General features: G+C 61.2%; 17 protein-coding genes. 11 read left to right on the forward strand and 6 right to left on the reverse strand.

What is annotated here, in order from left to right:
• Positions 1-78 precede the first annotated feature (78 nt).
• From exaC to AB4N41_RS05425, 10 genes are all read left to right on the forward strand, one after another.
• Positions 79-1,599, forward strand: a complete 1,521-nt coding sequence (gene exaC / locus AB4N41_RS05380) for an acetaldehyde dehydrogenase ExaC (RefSeq protein ID WP_024014465.1) — start codon at positions 79-81, stop codon at positions 1,597-1,599.
• A gap of 172 nt (positions 1,600-1,771) precedes the next feature.
• The gene (eat, locus tag AB4N41_RS05385) at positions 1,772-3,223 is read left to right on the forward strand and encodes an ethanolamine permease (RefSeq protein ID WP_024014466.1); all 1,452 of its coding nucleotides are present in this window, start codon (positions 1,772-1,774) and stop codon (positions 3,221-3,223) included.
• A 52-nt stretch (positions 3,224-3,275) separates the two neighbouring features.
• The gene (locus tag AB4N41_RS05390) at positions 3,276-4,670 is read left to right on the forward strand and encodes an ethanolamine ammonia-lyase subunit EutB (protein ID WP_252876963.1); all 1,395 of its coding nucleotides are present in this window, start codon (positions 3,276-3,278) and stop codon (positions 4,668-4,670) included.
• Between the two features lie 5 nt (positions 4,671-4,675).
• The gene (eutC, locus tag AB4N41_RS05395; protein ID WP_041477709.1) at positions 4,676-5,500 is read left to right on the forward strand and encodes an ethanolamine ammonia-lyase subunit EutC; all 825 of its coding nucleotides are present in this window, start codon (positions 4,676-4,678) and stop codon (positions 5,498-5,500) included.
• A gap of 115 nt (positions 5,501-5,615) precedes the next feature.
• Positions 5,616-6,077, forward strand: coding sequence for a GNAT family N-acetyltransferase (locus tag AB4N41_RS05400; protein WP_007958617.1), 462 nt, complete (start codon positions 5,616-5,618; stop codon positions 6,075-6,077).
• Positions 6,078-6,305: 228 nt separating this feature from the next.
• The gene (locus tag AB4N41_RS05405) at positions 6,306-6,956 is read left to right on the forward strand and encodes a DedA family protein (RefSeq protein ID WP_016773001.1); all 651 of its coding nucleotides are present in this window, start codon (positions 6,306-6,308) and stop codon (positions 6,954-6,956) included.
• A gap of 4 nt (positions 6,957-6,960) precedes the next feature.
• The gene (locus AB4N41_RS05410; RefSeq protein WP_252876964.1) at positions 6,961-7,773 is read left to right on the forward strand and encodes a M90 family metallopeptidase; all 813 of its coding nucleotides are present in this window, start codon (positions 6,961-6,963) and stop codon (positions 7,771-7,773) included.
• A gap of 112 nt (positions 7,774-7,885) precedes the next feature.
• Positions 7,886-8,413 carry an inorganic diphosphatase gene (gene ppa / locus AB4N41_RS05415; protein ID WP_003205933.1) on the forward strand — a complete coding sequence of 176 codons (528 nt, stop codon included), beginning with the start codon at positions 7,886-7,888 and terminating at the stop codon, positions 8,411-8,413.
• A gap of 320 nt (positions 8,414-8,733) precedes the next feature.
• The gene (locus AB4N41_RS05420) at positions 8,734-9,480 is read left to right on the forward strand and encodes a S24 family peptidase (RefSeq protein WP_041477707.1); all 747 of its coding nucleotides are present in this window, start codon (positions 8,734-8,736) and stop codon (positions 9,478-9,480) included.
• 407 nt (positions 9,481-9,887) lie between these two features.
• On the forward strand, positions 9,888-10,322 hold the full coding sequence (locus AB4N41_RS05425; protein ID WP_252876965.1) for a hypothetical protein: 435 nt from the start codon (positions 9,888-9,890) through the stop codon (positions 10,320-10,322).
• Between the two features lie 6 nt (positions 10,323-10,328).
• Here AB4N41_RS05425 and AB4N41_RS05430 read toward each other — a convergent pair whose 3' ends face one another.
• From AB4N41_RS05430 to AB4N41_RS05455, 6 genes are read right to left on the reverse strand one after another with little or no spacing between them, the layout of a single operon-like run.
• Positions 10,329-11,141 (reverse strand): YfaP family protein, encoded by an 813-nt coding sequence (locus tag AB4N41_RS05430; RefSeq protein WP_236168747.1) that lies wholly within the window; start codon positions 11,139-11,141, stop codon positions 10,329-10,331.
• Positions 11,142-11,144: 3 nt separating this feature from the next.
• Entirely contained in the window at positions 11,145-12,764 is a 1,620-nt protein-coding gene (locus tag AB4N41_RS05435) for a DUF2300 domain-containing protein (RefSeq protein ID WP_252876966.1), read from the reverse strand.
• 1 nt (position 12,765) lies between these two features.
• The gene (locus AB4N41_RS05440; RefSeq protein WP_252876967.1) at positions 12,766-17,340 is read right to left on the reverse strand and encodes an alpha-2-macroglobulin family protein; all 4,575 of its coding nucleotides are present in this window, start codon (positions 17,338-17,340) and stop codon (positions 12,766-12,768) included.
• On the reverse strand, positions 17,337-17,987 hold the full coding sequence (locus tag AB4N41_RS05445) for a DUF1175 domain-containing protein (protein WP_041477701.1): 651 nt from the start codon (positions 17,985-17,987) through the stop codon (positions 17,337-17,339). The genes AB4N41_RS05440 and AB4N41_RS05445 overlap by 4 nt, the downstream gene beginning before the upstream one ends.
• On the reverse strand, positions 17,972-19,684 hold the full coding sequence (locus AB4N41_RS05450; protein WP_252876968.1) for a DUF2138 domain-containing protein: 1,713 nt from the start codon (positions 19,682-19,684) through the stop codon (positions 17,972-17,974). Before AB4N41_RS05450 ends, AB4N41_RS05445 begins: the two co-directional genes overlap by 16 nt.
• Before the next feature lie 35 nt (positions 19,685-19,719).
• On the reverse strand, positions 19,720-20,511 hold the full coding sequence (locus tag AB4N41_RS05455) for a YfaP family protein (RefSeq protein ID WP_150742325.1): 792 nt from the start codon (positions 20,509-20,511) through the stop codon (positions 19,720-19,722).
• A gap of 278 nt (positions 20,512-20,789) precedes the next feature.
• Between AB4N41_RS05455 and AB4N41_RS05460 the strand changes: the two genes are divergently transcribed.
• A complete protein-coding gene (locus AB4N41_RS05460) occupies positions 20,790-21,923 on the forward strand; it encodes a Fic family protein (protein WP_252876969.1) in 1,134 nt (377 codons plus the stop codon).

Here is a 21,923-nt window from a genome sequence, read left to right on the forward strand (position 1 = left end):
CCCGAGCCTTGCTCTACGCTTATAGCAAGCGCACTTGCGCGTTTCTCTAATAAGTACAAAGCCAAGGAGAACATCATCATGCGTTACGCCCATCCCGGTACCGACGGCGCCAAAGTCTCGTTCAAGAGCAAGTACGGCAACTACATCGGCGGCGAATTCGTCGCGCCGGTCAAAGGTCAGTACTTCACCAATACCTCGCCAGTCAATGGCCAGCCAATCGCCGAATTCCCCCGCTCCACCGCCGAAGACATCGACAAGGCGCTGGACGCTGCCCACGCCGCCGCCGATGCGTGGGGCGCCACTTCCGTGCAGGCGCGATCGCTGATCCTGCTGAAAATCGCCGATCGCATCGAAGAGAATCTCGAACTGCTGGCGATCACCGAAACCTGGGACAACGGTAAAGCCATCCGCGAAACCCTCAACGCCGACATCCCGCTCGCCGCCGACCATTTCCGTTATTTCGCCGGTTGCCTGCGCGCCCAGGAAGGCAGCGCTGCGGAAATCGACGGCAACACTGTGGCCTATCACATCCATGAACCGCTGGGCGTGGTCGGCCAGATCATCCCGTGGAACTTCCCGCTGCTGATGGCCGCGTGGAAACTTGCGCCAGCGCTGGCCGCCGGTAACTGCGTGGTGCTCAAACCTGCCGAGCAAACCCCGCTGGGCATCTGCGTGCTGATGGAACTGATCGGCGACCTGCTGCCGCCGGGCGTGCTCAACGTCGTGCAAGGCTTCGGTAAAGAGGCAGGCGAAGCGCTGGCGACCAGCAAGCGCATCGCCAAAATTGCCTTCACCGGCTCGACCCCGGTCGGCTCGCACATCATGAAATGCGCAGCGGAAAACATCATTCCGTCGACCGTGGAACTGGGCGGCAAGTCGCCGAACATATTCTTCGAAGACATCATGCAGGCCGAGCCGAGCTTCATCGAAAAAGCCGCCGAAGGCCTGGTGCTGGCGTTCTTCAACCAGGGCGAAGTGTGCACCTGCCCTTCCCGCGCGCTGGTGCAGGAATCGATCTACGACGAATTCATGCAGGCAGTGATGAAGAAAGTCAGCCAGATCAAACGTGGCGACCCGCTGGACACCGACACCATGGTCGGCGCCCAGGCATCGGAGCAGCAATTCGACAAGATCCTCTCGTACCTGGAAATCGCCAAGGGCGAAGGTGCGGAGCTGCTGACCGGCGGCAAGGTGGAAAAACTCGAGGGCAGCCTGGCCACCGGTTATTACATCCAGCCAACCCTGCTCAAGGGCACCAACAAGATGCGCGTGTTCCAGGAAGAAATCTTCGGCCCGGTGGTGAGCATCACCACCTTCAAGGACGAAGCCGAAGCCCTGGCGATTGCCAACGACACCGAGTTCGGCCTCGGCGCCGGCCTGTGGACCCGCGACATCAACCGCGCCTACCGGATGGGCCGGGCGATCAAGGCCGGTCGCGTGTGGACCAACTGCTACCACCTGTACCCGGCGCATGCCGCGTTCGGCGGTTACAAGAAGTCCGGCGTCGGGCGTGAAACCCACAAAATGATGCTCGACCATTATCAGCAGACCAAGAACCTGCTGGTGAGCTACGACATCAATCCGTTGGGATTCTTCTGATCCTGCGATGCTGATCGTTCCCACGCTCTGCGTGGGAATCCAGCCCGGGACGCTCCGCGTTCCTTCAAAGCCGAACGCGGAGCGTCCGTTGATACATTCCTATGCTGCGCGTGGGAACGATCAGGTTCCTGGCTGTAGCCGGGCCAATAAAACAATAAAAATGGTGAACCCTATGCCAAGCGAATCCCCGGCCGGCGCTCCGGCGACCGGCTCCTCCGTCGACTTCGAAAAAGTCGGCACCGATTATTTCCAACAACGCGAACTGAAAAAAGGCGCCGCCGGCTGGGTCCTGCTGGTGGGCCTCGGCGTCGCTTATGTGATTTCCGGCGACTACGCCGGCTGGAACTTCGGCCTCGCCCAGGGTGGCTGGGGCGGCATGTTTCTCGCCACGCTGCTGATGGCGACCATGTACCTGTGCATGTGTTTTTCCCTGGCCGAATTGTCGTCGATGATTCCCACCGCTGGCGGCGGCTACGGTTTCGCCCGCAGTGCGTTCGGGCCGTGGGGCGGGTTTCTCACCGGCACCGCGATCCTCATCGAATACGCCATCGCCCCCGCCGCCATCGCGGTGTTCATCGGCGCCTACTGCGAGTCGCTGTTCGGTATTGGCGGCTGGATGATCTATCTGGCGTTCTACATCATCTTCATCGCCATCCACATTTTCGGGGTCGGCGAAGCGCTCAAGCTGATGTTCATCATTACCGCCGTCGCCGCGCTGGCGCTGGGGGTGTTTCTAGTGGCGATGGTGCCGCACTTCGACGTTGCCAACCTGCTCGACATCCCGGTGACCACTGCGGTCGGTGCCAGCCCGTTTCTGCCGTTCGGCTACGTCGGCGTGTGGGCGGCGATTCCCTATGCGATCTGGTTTTTCCTCGCCGTCGAAGGCGTGCCGCTGGCCGCTGAAGAAACCAAAAACCCCAAGCGCGACCTGCCGCGTGGCCTGATCGGGGCAATGCTGGTGCTGCTGATGTTTGCCCTGCTGATTCTGATCGTCGGCCCCGGCGGCGCCGGTGCGAATTCGCTGCTGACCTCCGGTAATCCACTGGTCGAAGCACTGAGCAAAGCCTACGGTGGCTCGACCTGGATGGGCAGCTTCGTCAACCTTGTCGGTCTGGCCGGGCTGATTGCCAGTTTCTTCTCGATCATCTACGCCTACTCGCGGCAGATCTTCGCGCTGTCGCGGGCCGGTTATCTGCCGCGCAAACTGTCGCAGACCAACAAGAGCAAGGCACCGGTGCTGGCTCTGGTGATTCCCGGCATCATCGGCTTTGGTCTGTCGCTGACCGGCCAGGGCGATTTGCTGATTCTGGTCGCGGTGTTCGGCGCGACCATTTCCTATGTGCTGATGATGGCCGCACACATCACCCTGCGTATCCGGCGCCCCAAAATGGACCGGCCGTATCGCACGCCGGGCGGCATTTTCACCTCGGGTGTGGCGCTGGTGCTGGCGTGCATCGCCGTGGTGGCGGGTTTCCTCGTCGATCCACGGGTGGTGATCGGCGCCGCGATCATCTATGGAGTGTTAATTGCTTACTTTGCTTTCTACAGTCGGCATCACTTGGTAGCGGGCACGCCGGAAGAAGAATTCGCGGCGATTCAAAAAGCTGAACAAGCCTTGCACTGATTGTCGAAAACCACGGCGCAGAGCTGTTCTGCGCCGTCACGGAGAACGCTGAATGGCCAGTTTTGCTCACACGGTCGGCGCGCAGACTTACCGCTTCGACAGCCTCAAAGACGTCATGGCCAAGGCCAGCCCCGCCCGCTCGGGGGATTTTCTCGCCGAGATCGCCGCGCTCAACGACGGCGAACGGGTGGCCGCGCAAATGGCCCTGGCGGACATCCCGCTCACGCACTTCCTGCAGGAAGCGCTGATCCCCTACGAAGTCGACGAAGTCACCCGGCTGATCATCGACACCCACGACAAACAAGCCTTCGCCGTGGTCAGTCACCTCACCGTTGGCGGCTTTCGCGACTGGCTGCTCAGTGACGCGGCGGACGAAACCAGCCTGCGCGCCCTCGCCCCCGGCCTGACCCCGGAAATGGTCGCCGCCGTGTCGAAAATCATGCGTGTACAGGATCTGGTGCTGGTCGCGCAGAAAATCCGCGTGGTCACCCAATTTCGCGGCACCCTCGGTTTGCGCGGGCGCCTGTCGACCCGCCTGCAACCCAACCACCCGACCGACGAGCCGTCCGGCATCGCCGCGAGCATTCTCGACGGCCTGCTCTACGGCAACGGCGATGCAATGATCGGGGTCAACCCGGCCACCGACAGCATCGCTTCGATCTGCGCGATGCTAGAAATGCTCGACGCAATCATCCAGCGCTACGACATCCCGACTCAAGCCTGCGTGCTGACCCACGTCACCACCTCGATCGAGGCGATCAACCGTGGCGTGCCGCTGGATCTGGTGTTCCAGTCGATTGCCGGCACTGAGGCGGCCAACGCCAGTTTCGGCATCAACCTCAACGTGTTGCAGGAAGGCTACGACGCCGGCCTCAGTCTCAAGCGCGGCAAACTCGGGCAGAACCTGATGTATTTCGAAACCGGTCAGGGCAGCGCGCTGTCGGCCAACGCCCACCACGGCGTCGATCAACAGACTTGCGAGACACGGGCCTACGCCGTGGCGCGACATTTCAAGCCGTTCCTGGTGAACACCGTCGTAGGATTTATCGGCCCGGAGTACCTCTACAACGGCAAGCAGATCATCCGCGCCGGCCTTGAAGATCACTTCTGCGGCAAGCTGCTCGGCGTGCCGATGGGCTGCGACATCTGCTACACCAACCACGCCGAAGCCGACCAGGACGACATGGATACCCTGCTGACGTTGCTCGGCGTCGCCGGGATCAACTTCATCATGGGCATCCCCGGCTCCGACGACATCATGCTCAATTACCAGACCACTTCGTTTCACGACGCCTTGTACGCCCGCCAGACCCTGGGCCTGAAACCGGCGCCGGAGTTCGAACAATGGCTGGCCAACATGGGCATCTTCACCCAGGCGGACGGCAAGGTTCGCTTCGGCAACAACCTGCCGCCGGCCTTCCGCCAGGCCTTGGCGCACTTGGGATGAGTCTTATGGAAAAACCACCGGTCGATCCGCAAAACCCCTGGCTGGAACTGCGCCGTCTGACCCCGGCGCGGATTGCCCTGGGCCGCACCGGCACCAGTCTGCCGACGCGGGCGCAGCTGGATTTTCAGTTTGCCCACGCCCAAGCCCGTGATGCCGTGCATCTGGCCTTCGATCACAGCGAAATCAGCGCACAACTGAGCGAGCGCGGGCGGGAAACCCTGGCGCTGCAAAGCGCCGCGCCGGACCGACACACCTATCTGCAACGCCCGGATCTGGGGCGCAAGCTCAGCGATGCATCGGCGCAGGTCTTACGCGATTACGCCAGCGAACACCCGGGCGGCGTCGATCTGGTGATGGTCGTCGCTGATGGCCTGTCGGCACTGGCGGTGCATCGCCACACCCTGCCGTTCCTGACGCGCCTGGAAGAACAGATGAGCGGCGACGGCTGGTCCGTGGCACCGGTGGTGCTGGTCGAGCAGGGCCGCGTCGCCATCGGTGACGAAATCGGCCAGCTGCTCGGGGCGAAAATGGTTGTGATGCTGATCGGCGAGCGTCCGGGCCTGAGTTCGCCGGACAGCCTCGGGCTGTATTTCACCTACGCGCCGAAGGTCGGCCTCACCGACGCGTATCGCAACTGCATTTCCAATGTTCGGCTTGAAGGTTTGAGCTACGGCATGGCGGCGCATCGCTTGCTGTATCTGATGCGCGAGGCCTGTCGGCGCCAGCTGTCGGGTGTCAACCTGAAGGATGAAGCTCAGCTGCACACATTGGAGGCGGACGACGCTGTCGACATGAAAGGCAACTTCCTGCTCGATCCACCGCCAGCCTGAACCGTTTCCGCATTGCCTTTCTGCGCTGCTTTCAGGCAGGATCGACGCACGGCCGCCCGGGTTTCCCATCGCCGTCAGAGCAGTTGAAGACAGCCACTTGAAGACGAGACCTATCATGCGGATTATTCAAGCGACCCTCGAACATCTGGATTTGCTGACTCCTTTGTTCGTCAAATATCGCGAGTTCTACGGCTCCCTGCCTTACCCGGATTCCTCCCGCGCGTTCCTCGAAAAGCGCCTGCGCCGCAAAGAGTCGGTGATCTATCTGGCCCTGGCCGACGATGACGACAAGAAACTCATGGGTTTCTGCCAGCTCTATCCGAGCTTTTCGTCGCTGTCGCTCAAACGCGTGTGGATTCTCAACGATATCTACGTTGCTGAAGACGCGCGCCGGCAACTGGTCGCCGACAACCTGATCCGTACCGCGAAGAAAATGGCCAAGGAAACCCAGGCCGTGCGCATGCGCGTCTCGACCAGCGCAGACAACGAAGTGGCGCAGAAAACCTACGAATCGATCGGCTTCAAGGAAGACACCGAGTTCAAGAACTACGTACTGCCGATCAGCGACGAGCTCTGACTCCAACGGCTTCGGTGATGAGGGAGTACGCTCCCTCGCCACGGCCACCTTTTCCCTGACAATTGCTCACTTCGCGACACTCCCCGCTACAAAACCGACGCGCTTTTCAGCAGTCAGACCGTATAATCCCGATCTTTCCGGCTTGTAAGAAAAACTACACCCCGCTGTAGGCTTACACGAAGTCATCCGCACAGGCCTGCCGAGTCGGGCCGTCATACAGGTGCCCCCATGGATTTCAACCCGCTCGACCTTATCCTGCATCTCGATGTGTATCTCGATTTGCTGGTGAACAACTATGGGCCATGGATCTACGCCATCCTGTTTCTGGTGATCTTCTGTGAAACCGGTCTGGTGGTGATGCCGTTCCTGCCGGGTGACTCGCTGCTGTTCATCGCTGGCGCGGTGGCGGCCGGCGGTGGCATGGATCCGGTGCTGCTCGGTGGCCTGCTGATGCTGGCGGCGATCATGGGCGACAGTACCAACTACGTGATAGGACGCACGGCCGGGGAGAAGCTGTTCAGCAACCCGAACTCGAAAATCTTCCGTCGCGACTACCTGCAAAAAACCCACGACTTCTACGACAAGCACGGCGGCAAGACCGTGACCATGGCGCGTTTCCTGCCGATCATCCGCACCTTCGCGCCGTTCGTCGCCGGTGTCGCGCGGATGCCGTACCCGCGTTTCTTCGGCTTCAGCGTGCTCGGCACCATCCTCTGGGTCGGCGGTCTGGTCACTCTGGGTTACTTCTTCGGCAACGTGCCGTTCATCAAGAAAAACCTCTCGCTGCTGGTGGTGGCAATCATTCTGCTGTCGCTGGTGCCGATGATCATCGGCGTGGTGCGCAGCCGGTTCGGCGGCACCAAAGTGCAATCGCACTGATCCGATGTGGTCACTGAGCGCCTGGCGACGCCGGCGCCTCTTGGCCAGGCACCCGATTGCCGACGACCTGTGGCAACGGGTGCGCCATCAACTCTCCTTCCTCGATGGCATCAGCGCTGCTGAAGACCAGTGGTTGCGCGAAGCCTGCGTGCTGTTTCTCGACGACAAACACCTGACCGCCCTGCCCGGTGTCGAACTGCATCAGGAGCAACGCCTGCTGCTCGCCGCCCAGGCGCAGTTGCCGCTGATGCATCTCGGTGATCTCAACTGGTACCAGGGTTTCCACGAGATCGTGCTGTACCCGGATGACTTCCTCAGCCCGCAACGCCATCGCGATGCCAGCGGCGTCGAGCATGAGTGGGACGGCGAACACAGCGGTGAAGCCTGGCAGCAGGGGCCGGTGATTCTCGCCTGGCCCGGCGTACAGGCCAGCGGTGGCTGGGAAGGCTACAACCTGGTGATCCACGAACTGGCGCACAAGCTCGATATGCTCAACGGCGACGCCAACGGCCTGCCGCCACTGCACGCCGACATGCGCGTCAGCGACTGGGCCAAAGTGATGCAGGCCGCTTACGACGACCTCAACCGCCAACTCGACCACGATCCAGACGCCGAAACCGCCATCGATCCCTACGCCGCCGAGAACCCGGCAGAGTTCTTCGCCGTCGCCAGCGAATACTTCTTCAGCGCCCCGGATCTGCTGCACGAGGCTTATCCACAGGTCTACTTGCAACTGCAGCTTTTCTACCGGCAGGATCCGTTGGGCAGACTGCGGCAACTTCAGGCCACAGACCCGGTCTATCAGGCGCACGACTGAGCTCTGCACGACTTCTGGTACGTGGCGTCGGCGTAGGAATGTGCCTATAATCGCCGCCACTTTTTGGTCAATCCGGCCAAGTGTTTTTGGTCAACTACGGGGGCAACGCCCAATGAGCTACAGCAAGATTCCGGCTGGCAAAGACCTGCCGAACGACATCTACGTCGCGATCGAGATCCCGGCCAACCACGCGCCGATCAAATACGAAATCGACAAAGACAGCGATTGCCTGTTCGTTGACCGTTTCATGGCCACCCCAATGTTCTACCCGGCCAACTACGGTTACATCCCGAACACCCTGGCTGACGACGGTGATCCCCTCGACGTGCTGGTCGTGACTCCTTACCCGGTTGCTCCAGGCTCGGTAATCCGCGCCCGTCCGGTCGGCATCCTGAACATGACCGACGACGGCGGCGGCGATGCCAAAGTCATCGCCGTGCCACACGACAAGCTGTCGCAGCTGTACGTCGATGTGAAGGAATACACCGACCTGCCACCCCTGCTGATCCAGCAGATCGAGCACTTCTTCGCGAACTACAAGGATCTCGAGAAGGGCAAGTGGGTCAAGATCGAAGGCTGGGCCGGTGCAGACGCCGCCCGCGAAGCGATCACCAAGTCGGTTGCCGCCTACAAGGGCTAAGCAATTGCGCCTTGCGTGACGCTTGAAAAAAACCCCGGATTTCCGGGGTTTTTTGTTATTGGCGTCTGCATAATCGACTCGGTTGTTCAGGTCGATGTAACTCGAAATACACCTTGGTCGGCCCCCTCTCCCTCCGGGAGAGGGTTGGGGTGAGGGGCTCTTGAAAAAGCCCGACTAAACAAACCGTTTAAATTCCTACATGCAGTTTTAATCTGTTTAATTTCCCACAAGTACGTCTTACATCCCGTCGCAAAATACAGGCTTTTTTTGAACGCCCGGTTTATTCAAACCGCTCTAGTCCGGCCGTAGACTCCGTGTTTATGAGAAAGAACACTAGCGGTCCACGATTCAAGGCACTCCTGGAAGCAGCGAACATCAGCACCACGGATTTCGCAAGGTTCTGGGGCACGGAAGCCCAAAACGTTCATAACTGGTACACCCGGGGCGTCCCGGCGTATCGCATGGAAGAAGTCTCACGCCTGTTGTCGGTCAATAGTGAATGGCTGAAAACCGGGGAAGGCGTCAAGGAGGTCGCGCGCCTGCACCCACCCGCCAGCAATGGCGACACGTTCGATGCCCAGGCCATCTGCGGCGTCTACACCGTCATCAACCCCAGCGACATCGACCTGGCATTTTTCAAGGAAACCCCGATCGCCAACGGCGACGGTAAAACCCACGTCATCCTCGACCCCGACCAATCCCTGCGCCTGCCCCGCGCCCACCTCGATCAACTCGACATCCAGCACGCCAACGCCATCTGCGCGCACATGATCGGCAACAGCATGGCCGATCGCATCGAAGACGGCTCCATCGTCGCCATCGACCGCGGCCTGACCCAGGTCGTCGACGGCGAAATCTACGCCGTAGAGCACGACGGCATGCTGCGCATCAAATACCTGCACCGCATGCCCGGCAACGGCCTGCGCATGCGCAGCCACAACAGCGCCGAATACCCCGACGAGGTCTTCCGGCCGGCGCAGATCGAAGAGCAGCGGATTCACATTCTTGGCTGGGTGTTCTGGTGGTCGACACTGGGCAAGCGCCGGCCGGTGGTGCCGTTTCTATGACATTTCACTCGAACCTGTGGGAGCGAGCCTGCCCGCGAAGAGGCCCTGACAACCGGTACAAATCCTGAGTTTGTACCGCTTCAGTCGCTCTAAACCGCACTTGAGGCTGGGAATCCAAAGCAAAACTCAGTATCCTGCGCCCCACATTCGCGCATCGACCCGCCCAGCGGCTCGGATGACGCCCGACGCGGCAGACCAACGTCTGACCAAGTCCCACAGCCGGACGCAGATCCGGATGTACGTTTTGAAGGCTGGCGCGGTTTACCAAAAATAAACCAAGCCAGTCCCCGAGAAGCCGGCCACAAGCCGGCTTTTTAATGCCTGCAAAAAGGCTACGCCTCTCGCTTGGAAGGAATCGAACAAGCTGGGCACTACAGTTCCGAAGCGCTTCACAAGGAAGTTAAAACGTGCGATTCACCCCTCGTTTCACACTGCTTGGACCGGTCATCCTGATCGCTGCGATGAGTTTTTATCTCTCAGGCTGCGTCGGTGCCATCGTGGCTTTGCCTGAGAAAACCACACTCAGAACTGACGAGTACAAAGCTCTAAGCGCTCGTTCGCTGACGCCAGCGATTACCCGAACCGCGCAATCAGCGCCTACCCGAGAATGGTGTGGCATCACGGTTTGGGCGTTGATCATTCCTGTTCCGCTGAAATTGCCCGTGTGTACTTCGTACTCCGAGCAGTCCTTTGGCAGCAACGAATCTGGAAATGAAATCGTTTTGCTCTATTCAAAACAAACGGTGCCGTCGCCGTTCTACGCCTGCGGCCCGTTCATGATGCTGGGGCCGATTGTGCATGGTTATCAGGGCAACCCGCTTTGCGGCGTTTTTCCTGATTAGCCGGATTCACGGATAACTGAACGACTTCACCAACGTCAGCTCCCCCGCCGTCCGCATCGGCACTACAAACGTCTCCATCTTCTCGCTCGGCGTGCCTTCTTCAGTAATCACCGTCACCTGCGCGGTCGTCAGCGCCTGCACCGCTTCATCCCCACCTTCGTCATCCCCGCGATATCCGCCGCCGTAATAATTCACATACACCAGATACTGCCCCTTGATCGGCGCGGGCATGGCGGCGATTTCCGGGCCGTAGCCAGTGGTGACGTCGACATCGAGGGCGGCGCCGTTGGCGGCGCTGCGGTTGCCGTACCAGATGTGGGCGCCGTCGGGGGTGATCAGGTGCAGGTCGAGGTCGGTGCCGTCGCTGTCCCAGGCCAGCAGGACGCGCAGTTTGGCCGGGGTGGAGCCGCCGCGGGCGTTGAGGAATTGCGTGCGGTGGCGTTGCTGGCCGTCGGCGCTGCGCACTTCGACGCTGTTGCTGCCGTTGGGGAAGGAGAACGGGCGATCGAAGCCGCCGGCGGGGTCGATTTTCAGTGGCATGCTGACGCCGTTGACGATCAGGCGCCCGGGTTCGTTGTTCTTCGGCACGGCTTTGATCTGGCCGCTGATTCTGGCGGTATTGGCCTGGCCAAGCGGTGTGTTGACCGACGAGGCCGGGTAGTTGACAGTCTGGCGAAAGCTCTCGCCCTCGCCTTGCGGTGCGCCGCTGCGCCAGCCGCCCACCGGGGTGTCGAGTTTGACGCCATCGGCGGCGAACGCTTGCGGCAGCACGTTGAGGGCACAGAGCAGCAGCAAGACCTGTGGATAACGGAGTGTCATGGTCTATTCCAGCAAAAGGTGACGGGCGAGCCCTTCGATGTAGGTTTCATCCTGGCCGTTGGGGTGTGCTTCGAAGGCCAGGTGCAGATATTCGTGGGTCAGATCGAGGCGATCCTGCAGGCTCAGCACGCCGCGCACATAAATGCGCTGACGCTCGCGGTCGACGAAGGGCCGGCCGAAGGCGAGTTTGCACACGGCGAAAGTGCTGACTTGGTTGTAGCCGGTTTCGCTTTCGAGCCTCGGACGCCAGCCGCGTCGCTGCTTCTGCAGCCAGTCTTGCGCGGCGGGTAATGCTTCGCAGGAGGCGACCGGGTTGTCCCAGCGGCTGAGGCTGGCGCGCGGATAGGCGTGAAGCAGAATCGCGTCGTAGCGCTGGCCGGCGTTCGCTTGCTCGACGGCTTGCTGCCAAGCGAGTTTGTCTGGGCCCGGCTGGTCGGAGTGATAGGTGACGGTGCTGCCGGCCAGTACCAGATCCGCCGTCCACGCCGCCATGTTGCGTGACTCGGCCGAGGCTGGACGCGGGGCGACGCGCTGGCGATTGCTGCTGTCGTCGATGCTCAGGCAGTCGCCGTTGCGCGTGGCGTTTTGCAGCAGATAAGTGCGGATCGCTACGGCCAGCGCCTTGGCGGCTTCGGCGGGTTGCGGTTTGGCTTCGCGTTCGAGAACGCGAGCGACATATTCTTCGCGATCAAGTCTTGCGACGAGTTTGTCGTTGAGCAGAAAAAGCTCGCCATCGCTGTGGATGTCCAGCGCGTTGCCGTTGGCGAATTCGACGCGGTAGTCGCCGCGCAATGGCCCGGACGTGGCGACACGATCCCCGACCAGAACCTTCGAAACCGGATATTTCGAAAACAGCCCGACTTCCACACAACGCCCCGTGTCCGCTGGCCACGCCGTCGGCAACACGCTGGCCAGCGCCTGACCGTAGTGACGCAGAACCATTTGACTGGTACCGCGCCCACCCGCCCAGATCGGTGCGCCGTCGGCGCTCCAGCCGGCGAATCCACCCTGGCGTGATTGTGCATCCTGGTCGCCGAGCCAGCTCCAGGTTTTCACCCGCAGGCGTCCGCCCAACTCGCCGACGACATTGCCGTCCGCCGCGTTCAGCACGACATCGAGCAGCACGCGACGCATCTGATCCTGCGCTGGCAGCAACGCCAGAACACCCAATAATTCAGCGACCGAGACTCTTGTTGCCGGTTGCACGGCTGGCAAATCCAGCAACCATGACGGCGCCTGCCGCGCCTGCCAATACTCACGCCAAGTCGCCGCGGCAATGCCCAACCGCGCCGGTTCGAAATACAGACCGCAGGATTTCACCAGTGCCTGATCCCGCTCGATCTTGCCGCCCGCCGAGCAGCAATAAACTTCTTCTTTGGACTGCCCGCGACATTCATAAGCCGGTTCCCGTGCACCGGTATCCACCAGCCACGCGTAGACGAACAACTTCCACAGACTGCCCAGCGGCGCATCCAGCGACGCTGGCAACGGTTCGCGCTTGATCAGTTGCGTCTGACTCAACGACAACAAATCGCCCTGATAGGCCACGCGCAACGGTTCGTCCTGCGCTGTCGCCAGCGCAGGCATCACACCCATCAGCAGCCACAACAGCGGCCGGCGCATGTCAGTTGACCGTGACCTGACCGAGGGCGGCTTTCGCCTCCTGGGCCTGATGTTGCGGTGCATACACTTGCTTGAAGCGTACCGGCGGCAGGTTGAACTGGCCCTTCTGCGAGAAGCGCACCAGATGACGCAGGCGCAACTCACCACTCAGCGCGTCGACCGGCACCGCGTATGCCAGTTGTCCCGGTTCGAAACGCGCCTTCTCCAGCGCGGTCGGTTCGGTGCCGTCCTTGCCCTGCAATTTGATGCCCCATGTCGTGCGCTCGACATCTGCGCCCGGTGGCAGCGGCACTTCAAGCATGCCGTAGCGCAGCGGTTTCGGCGCTTTGCTGGTGAGGATCACCTCGTCCAGGTACAGGCTGTCGCTGGACAGCGGCTTGGTGCCGACCGGCTCGAGTTTGAAGGTGAACGCTTCGTCGCCCGGCACCAGCCGCGACAGACGCCGAGTGACGCTCACGGCCATCGGATCGACCTGCGGCTGTTGAGTCTGGAAGCTCAGCGCTGCACGCAACGGCCGCTCTTGCGCGCCGGACACGCTCAGTACGTTCGGCAAAGGCGTCGCGCCTTGCCATGTCCAGTACATCTCGCCGCTGGCGCCGTAGTTTTTCTTCCAGCCCTCACCCGGCATCAGCGCGATGGTCGGCGAGGCCTGAGCGATGCTGCGTTGCAGCCAGGTCAGCGCCAGTGCACGTTCCAGTGTCGATTGCTGCGGCAACAGACGTTGCAACAACGCCGTCGCGCGAGCCTGATCGAACGGTTGCAGCGACAGGTTCAGCGCTTCGACGAAGGGCTGCGAGCTGACCGCCAGACGTTGTTGCGCTGCGCCCAGTTGACGATTGAATGCCTCCGGCAAAGAAACTTTCGCCTGCGTCGCCAACGATGCAGTGAGTACCCGCGCCGTCGCCAGACCAAGTGCCGAATCCGGGTCGTTCATCACCAGACTGTCCTGGCCGTCGTCGAGCAAGGTTTCGGCACTGCCTTCACCGGCCTTGACCAGATCGTCGATCAGACCGCTGAGCAGCGTGTTCACTGGCAGCTGCATCTGTTTGGCGAACGACAGAATCAGCGCCCGCTGCAGCAATGGCGTATTCGGCGCTTGCTTGGCGTACACCTCGAGTACGCGCTGCCAGTGCTCCGGCGGCAAGGTCAGGTCGAGTACGCGGCTGGCATTCCAGTCAGCGTAATAGGCATAGGCGGTGAGAAATGCATCCGGCTCGCCGTCGTAGCCCCACCAGGTGAAGCTCGCCGACGGCCCGGCCATTTGCACCAGACGCAGACGGCTGTTCTGCATGATCAGGCGCAAGCGATCGCGAATCTGCGGGTTCGACGCCAGCGATGGATAAGCGATGCTCAGCGGCAGCAAGCGACTGGCCGTCTGCTCGACGCCGCCGTACGGGTAGCTGAGCAGATCATCGAGGGCGGAACGGAACAGCGCTTGCGGACTGTCATCCAGACGCAGGCGGATATCCGTGGCATCCGCCGGCAAACTCAACGGCGTATCGCCGCTGACCACGTCGAGGCTTTGCGTTTGCGTGACTTGCCAGCCATCACCGGTGGCACTCAAGCGCACAGCCAGGGCATCGGCGACTTTGCCGTCCTGCACCAACTCCGCCGTCCACTCGCCAGAGGCCAAAGCGAACGCCGGCAGTGGCAGGTAATTGATGCCGCTGTTCAGGGTCACCGGCAGACGTTGTTCGGTACCGGCATAGTGAGTCACCAGTTCCGCCTTGACCGGTTTCTCCGCCTGACTGAACGCAAACACGCCCAGCTGCGGCTGATCGCCCTTGCGGAATTTGCTCGGCCCGCTCCACTTCAGGTAAAGCGGTTTTTCCGAACGGACAAACTGCTTCTTCTGCCCGACCTGACCGTCATCGGCAATCGCCCGAGCGGTGATGCGCCAGCGGGTCAGCGAGTCCGGCATCTTGAAGGTGAAGCGGGTTTTGCCGTCGGCGCCGGTCAACAACTCCGGCTGCCACGCAGCAGTGTCGACGTCTTCACGGCGCGGACGCTCAAGCACCTTCACGCCGCGTTCGCTGCGATTGGCCTTGCCCGGAGCGCCGGGGCTACCCGGCAATGCCACGTCGTAGCTGATGAATGACAGGCTGGCACTGGTGCGCACGTTGTTGCGCCGAGGGTGATAGAAGAACTGGTCGATGCTCGGCGCGACTTCCGGTTGCAGCGCGTAGACCATTTCGTCGACCACGCTGACCGTCAAGTGTGCCGGAACCGCTTTGCCGGCGAACTGCGTGGTCAGGTCGACCGTGACCGTATCGCCCGGCAGGTACACCGCTTTGTCGGTGCTGATCGCCACGTCGATTTGCGGCGCGACCACTTTGATCCCGGCGTTCTGAAAGCTGTACTGACCGCCCTTGGTGTAGAGCACGGAGAAGGTCAGGTTCGGCGCAAAGTTGTCTTTCACCAAGATTCGCGCGCGGTACTGAGTGTCGCTGAGTTTTTCCAGTTTCAGCCAGTCGCCGCCCTTGGCCAGCAGCGCAGTGGCCTCGACCTTGTCGCGCTCCAGCGACAGCAGTGCGTCGCTGACCGGCTCAGGGAAGGTGATCAGCGCCAGCGCTTCTTCGCCCGCCTTGTACTCGGGCTTGTCGAGGACGATTTCCACTGTGCCCGGCACCGCTTTCACACCGTCGCCGGTGACCGAATGGCCGGTGGCGCCGAGGACGCGACCGTGTTGATCCTTCAGCGTCAGGTTGTACGTGCCCGGACGTTCGAAGGCCATGCTGAAGCCTTTGTCATTCGCCGCGAGTTTGCCCTCGCCTGTGCTCTGGTCTTCCAGACGCACCCAACCATACGTGCTTGGGGTCACCGCTTTGCTTTGCTCAGTGCCGCCCTCGTTGGCGTAGCTGAACGCAACCTTGTCACCGACTGCACTGAAGCGTTGCGGCGCGCTCAAGCGAAAACTCGCCGCGCCACGGTCGATGAGGATTTCCTTGGTGGTCTTGACCCGATACGCCGCGCCATCGCTGGCGAACACGGTGAGCATGTAGCGGCTCGGTTTATCGGCTGCCGGCAAATCGAGGGTCGCGTTGCCTTTGCTGTCGGTGGTCAGTTCGGTGCTGGTTAGTTCCACCGGGAATTGCCCGAGGTATTGCAGCTCGTTGTCGACCATCGACAGTTGCTGGGCGCGCAGGCTCAGGCTCAATTTGGCGTTGGCCACCGGTTTGCCGTCCGGATAGAGCAGCACCAGACTGCCTTTCACCGGCTCACCGGTGCGGTAATCCTGCTTGGCCAGATTCAGCGAGATTTCGAAATGCGGCTTGATGTATTCAGCGACGCGGAAAGCACTGCTGTAGGCCTGATCCTTGTAGTTGAAACGGATCTCGTAACCACCGGCCACGGCGTTATCCGGCAACTGGAAGCGACCCTGGGTACCTGCTTTCGAATCGAGCTTCAGATTGAGGGTTTGCAGTTCGGTCCCCGTGGCATCGAGCACGCTGACACTGACATCCGCCGCACCCGGCAGCACCGAATCCCGGGCATTCTTGAACTCGCGACCGACGATTTTCAGCGACACCCAATCGCCCGGGCGATACAGCGGCCGATCGGTGAAGGCATACAGTTTGGTGTCGTAGATTTCGCTGTCGTAGTAGAAGTTTTCCGAGACGAACACGCCGCCCTCTTCGTCCTCGCCAATGACGAACGAACGCTCCGGGCTGACGTGTTTCAGACGCAGCAGACCGTCGGCATCGGTAGCACCGCTGCTCATGACGCCGAGGCCATCGGTCCACAGCACGTTGACCTTCGGCACCGAGCTGCCTTCGTGTTTGCGCGCGGCCCAGACCAGCAATTCATCACCGGCAATCTTGCTCACCGCAACGGTGTTGGAGACGAAAACCATGGTGGTCGCGCGGTACTTGCCGATCAGCGCTTCGACCAGATACAGCCCCGGTTTCAGATTACCCAGCGGAATGTAAACGTTGCCCGGCGAGACGCTGACGAAGTCGCTGGACGAGCCGGCCAGATTGACCCCGGTCGGTGGCTGGATCGGCTTGGCCTGCCACAGTGGATAACGGAACTGGCTGACCACCGGCAGACCCGGGATCAGCGCAAATTGCGGCTGCGCGTCGTACGGCGTCGGCGCGGCCATGGCCTCGCCCATTTTCAGTTCCGGCACTTCTTCGGTGACCTGCTTGCGCGATTCGTAAGAGAACGCACGCTGCATCACCCGCCGGGATTTGCGATACCAGTTGTCCCATAGATACGCGAGAGTGTTGGACAAACCTTCGCCCTTGAACTGGCCGTCACTGACGACGCGGTGCAGGTTCTTCTGGCGCTTGAGGAAATCCAGCGGCTTGTCGATGCGATACACGCGAATGTCGGCGCCGCCGTACGGCTCCATGCGAAAGCGCCGGTAGTCACGACCCGGGGCTTCGAGGCGGACCATCGCCGGCTCGTCGCTGGCAAAACTGCTGTCGGCGAGCAGGAAGAAACTCTCACCGGCCACCGGCGTGTAATTGCTCGGCTCCACCGAGTCTTCGGCGTTGACGCAGGAAAACGGCAGCAACAACGCCAACAGCAAAGAAATTCGCGAACAGATACGCAACATGCGGGCACCGGTCATTGGGAGAGAAAGTTCAGTCGATAGACGCCGATGAAGTTGGGGTTGGCTGCGTCGGGTATCCATCGGGTGTCCTTCCATGTCATGAGTTGCTGCAGGCTTGCCGAACGCATGCCGTTGTCAGTGGGGGTGGTGGTGCCGGTGTGATAGGCGATGTAGCGGCCCATCCAGATCATCAGGTGCTGGTCGTCGCCCTGATCGAAAAACATCAGGTCACCGGGCCGCGCCTGCGCCACATCGCGGCCGACCAGGTGGCTGTTGAACTGAATCAGTTTGATCGCGTTGACGTACGGCCCGACCTTGCCGCCGCCCTGCTGCCACTGTTGCGCGAGCTTGCGTTGCTCGTTGCTCAGCGTCAGTTCCGGCGGCAGGTAGCGATTGGACAGACCATTGCTGCGCAGCCATTTGTCGTCGTGGACTTTCAGCGCTTCGTTGGCGGCAAAGCGCACCAGGCCGGCGCAGTCCTGCTGATACCAGCGCGGGCTTGGGCCTTGGCTCAATTGCTCTTGAGCAATACGCACAAACCAGGCGCGAAACACCTGGGATTGCGCCGGGTCGAGCGCTGGCGCTTCAACCGCACGGGCGCCTGCGCTCAGCAGCAAAGCAAGCAAGCCGAGGCTGCGGATCAGTGCGCTCACAGCGCCTTCCATTCCAGCGGCAGCCATTGCCAGTGGCCGTCCGGCTCACTGCCTTCGGGCAGGGTCAGGGCATATTTGCCGTAGCCGCCAAGGGTGCGCAGTTTTGGTATCAGGTAGGTTTGTGCGGCGTTGTAGAACACCGGCTCCATGTCCTGCGGCAGGCTGTCGAGGGTTTCGCGCTGCATCAGTTGCGCCATCGCGTCCGGGCCGAGGTAGATCGGCATCAGTACGTCTTTTGGCAAAACGTCGGCCATCGGCGGGAAGCGCTTGTCGAGGGTGCCGAGGGCTTTGTCGACGAGTTTGTCGTCGAGGGAAAACAGCAGCGTCGAGCCGTGACGGGCGAGGCTGACTTTCATGAACGCCTTGCCGGAAATCGCCTCCGGGTTCTCGGCGGTCTTCGCCGCGTACGGCCCGAAACTGGAACTGACCTGACGCTGCCAGACGTGGCTCTGGCCTTCCTGCTTGTCGATCACCGGGAATACGCTTTCGGCGACATTGGCTTCGAACGCGCCGACCATCGAGCCGAACAACTTGCCCAGATCATCATCAAGCTTGCTGCTGTCCTTGTCTTTGAGGCTGGCGACCAGCAACGGTGTGTACAACCGCGAATCGGCGTACCAGCACAGGCCGGCCGCGCCGGCGACATGTTCGGTGAGGGTCTGCGCCACCGCTTCTTCGGCGCCGAGTTTGATCAATATCGGCTTCTGCGGTTCGGCCGCCACTGGCAGGGTCACGCAAGCGCTCGCCCCCAGCGGCATCGCTTGCCAGACCGGTTTGAAATCGAAGTCCGGCTGGTTTTCCAGTTCATCCATGGCCAGATAGCTGTGCCAGCCCTTGTCGTCCATGTCGAAACGCAGTCCGGCGAAATTCGGGATGAAGCGCTGATAGCCCATGGCGAGCACGCTGGAATTGACCGACAGACGCTGCTTGGTTTCCGGGCTTTTCGCCGGCAAGCCGAACGCTTCGGGGAAAAGTTTTTCACCGTTGAGCAACGCCGCCAGCGCTTGCGCGGAGACGCGACCCGATTCTTCCGAGACGCCGCTTTCCGGGTCGTAGTACTTGGCTGGATTGGACAGCACCACCAGTTTGTCGCCGCGCGACGCAAACAGCAGCGATTTGCTGGCGTTGTAGCTGAGTTGATACAGCGGCACTTCGTCGCTGCCGACTTTGAGAGTGCCGAAGATGCTGAGCTGGGTGTCATCCAGCGCCACTTTCGCCAATGGCTCGAGCAGCTTGGCCAACCCGCCGCGATCCATCACCAGCAGGAAATCCTTCAAACGACCATCGGCGCCACGCCACAGCGCAACATCGGCCGGTTGATCGAAAAGCTGCTCGATCAGGCTGTCCTGCAACTTCAGGTCATGCTCGTAGATGATCCGCCGCAGGCTGCCGATCAGGCCGAGGCGATCGGCGTGGGTTTCGTAATAGAAGACGAAATCCTCGGTGAGCGTGGCCTTGAGAAACGGCACCGTCAGGAGGTCCTTGGGCAACTGGCTCAGCGAACGGGTTTCGAGCAAGGCGTCCGGACGACCGAGGCCGAGCCTGTCACTGGCCAGTGCCGCTGGCGGCGCTTTGGGCTTGAGCAGCAGCCAGCCGAAACCGCCCGCCACACCGGCCACCAGGCACAGGCCGAGCACGACCAGCGGCCAGCGCCGCGAAGGTTTGGCCGCCGGTGTCGCGGCAGCTGGAGTCACAGTGTTATCGCTCATGTTCACAACATCCGAGTTCATCCGTGGCGGGATGCTTAATAGTTGAAAGTCTTGACCAGCAGCAGATCACCGATCGCCCGCAGGGGCACGATGAAGGTTTCGCGTTTTTCGTCGACGGTGTTTTCGTTGAGCACCAGGGTGATCTGCGAGGTGATCACCTCGTTCTGATTACTGGTTTCCTCGAAGTTATAGCCACCATCGCCGTAGTTGCCCCAATAGTTGACGTAGACCAGATACGTGCCGTGCAGCGGCGCGGTCATGGTGAACATTTCCGGGCCGGGGCCGTCGACACCATCCGGGTCGAGGCCGCCGCCATTGCTCAGCGCCGGCCGTGCCCAAAAGGCATGCTGACCGTCGGGGGTGACAATATGCAGATCCAGCTCGGCTTTAGGGTCGTCCCATCCCAAGACAAGACGAATCCGCGCCGGCGTGCGCAGATTATTTGCTTCATAAAATTGCACGCGCTTGAGCGACTGGCCCTCGGCGCTGATCACTTCGACGCTGTTGGAACCGGCGCCAAATGCGTAGGGCCGGGCAAAACGTCCCTGATCATCGGTGTACAGATTCAATGGATTGCCGTTGACGGCGAGGCTGTGCGGCGGACGCATGTGGCCGAGGGCTTTGAGCTGGCCTTGGATCATCGTGCGATTGCGCTGAATGCCGCGATCGATCGGCGGCGTCGGGTAGGCGACCTGCGAATTTTCCGAGCGATCGAGCAGGCCGTGATAACGCCAGCCGCCGACCGGCTCGGACAATTGCGCAGCCGGCGCGGCCCACAGCACAGGCGCGCAGGCGAAGCCGATCAGCAGCAAAAGAAATGAACGCATGTGACGCCTCCTGCCATGCCTTGAACGAAACCTTGCACCCGATCCTCGGTACTTCACAGCGGTGAACTGCGTTTCGTCTGAACGCCCCGCAACTGTCGGGGCCGTAGAAGCCGCGAAGATTAGCGATTTGGCAGTTTTTTAACAATCGGATACATGTGTGATTGCTGTAGGAATCGCGCCATCCGGGTAGACGATGAGCCGAATAGCCGGCATATTCGGCTCACCAAATGAGCCGAATAGCGTTTTTATTCGGCTCACGCTTCTACGACAGGTGATCAATGACCGCGCACTGGATCTGGCAACAACCGGATTGGCCCGACTTCAATTGGCAAGCCGAGCGCCTCGCCCCGCTGCTGCGCGAGTGCGTGCAGACGCAGGGCCGACTCTTGGGAATGGCCGGCTCAGTGGGCGATTCGATGAGCGCACAGAGCGAGCTCGATGCGTTGCTTCAGAACATCGTCACCTCCTCCGCCATCGAAGGTGAGCAACTGAATGTCGGCTCCGTGCGTTCTTCTCTGGCCCGGCGCCTGGGTCTGGAATGGGTTGATCGCGATAGCGTCAGCCAGCGTAGCGAGGGCTTGGCGCAATTGATGCTCGATGCCACCCATGGCTTCGACGAGCCGCTGACCCTGGCCCGATTGCTGGAATGGCACACCTGGCTTTTCCCCGCCGAGGAAGCGATGTTGAGCGCGCGGCCAATGCTCGTCGGTACCTTGCGCGGCGACGAACCGATGCAGGTGGTGTCCGGACGACTCGACCGGCCAACGGTTCACTTTGAGGCGCCACCGCGCCAAGGGCTGGAACAGCAAATTGAGCGATTTTTTAGCTGGTTCGAAGCCAGCCGCGATCAGGTTTCGCTGGATCCGCTGTTACGCGCCGGCATCGCGCATTTCTGGTTTGTCACTCTGCACCCTTTCGACGACGGCAACGGTCGTCTGACCCGCACCATCACCGATCTGGCGCTGGCTCAAGGCGAAGCGCAGGCGATCCGCTTCTACGCAATGTCCGCAAGCATTCTTGAGGATCGCGCCGGTTACTACCGGATTCTGGAGTCGAGCCAAAAGGCCACGCTCGATATCACCGAATGGCTGACCTGGTTTTTGCAGACACTGCTGCGCAGCCTTCAGCAAGCCATCACCCGGATAGATTCGGTGTTGGGCAAGACTCGCTTCTGGCAGGCGCACCGCGAATCCGACCTTTCAGCGGAGCAGATCAAAGTGCTCAATCGCTTGCTCGATGGCGGTGAACGCGGTTTCGAACAGGGCCTCAGCGCAGGGCAATATCAAGCGGTTGCGAAAGTATCCAAAGCCACCGCGACGCGGCATCTGGCGGAGTTGCTGGACAAGGGCTGCTTGCAACGCCTGCCGGGCGGCGGACGCAGTACGCGTTACAAAATCAACTATCCGGATTGA

Source organism: Pseudomonas sp. S2_A10, from assembly GCF_054668465.1.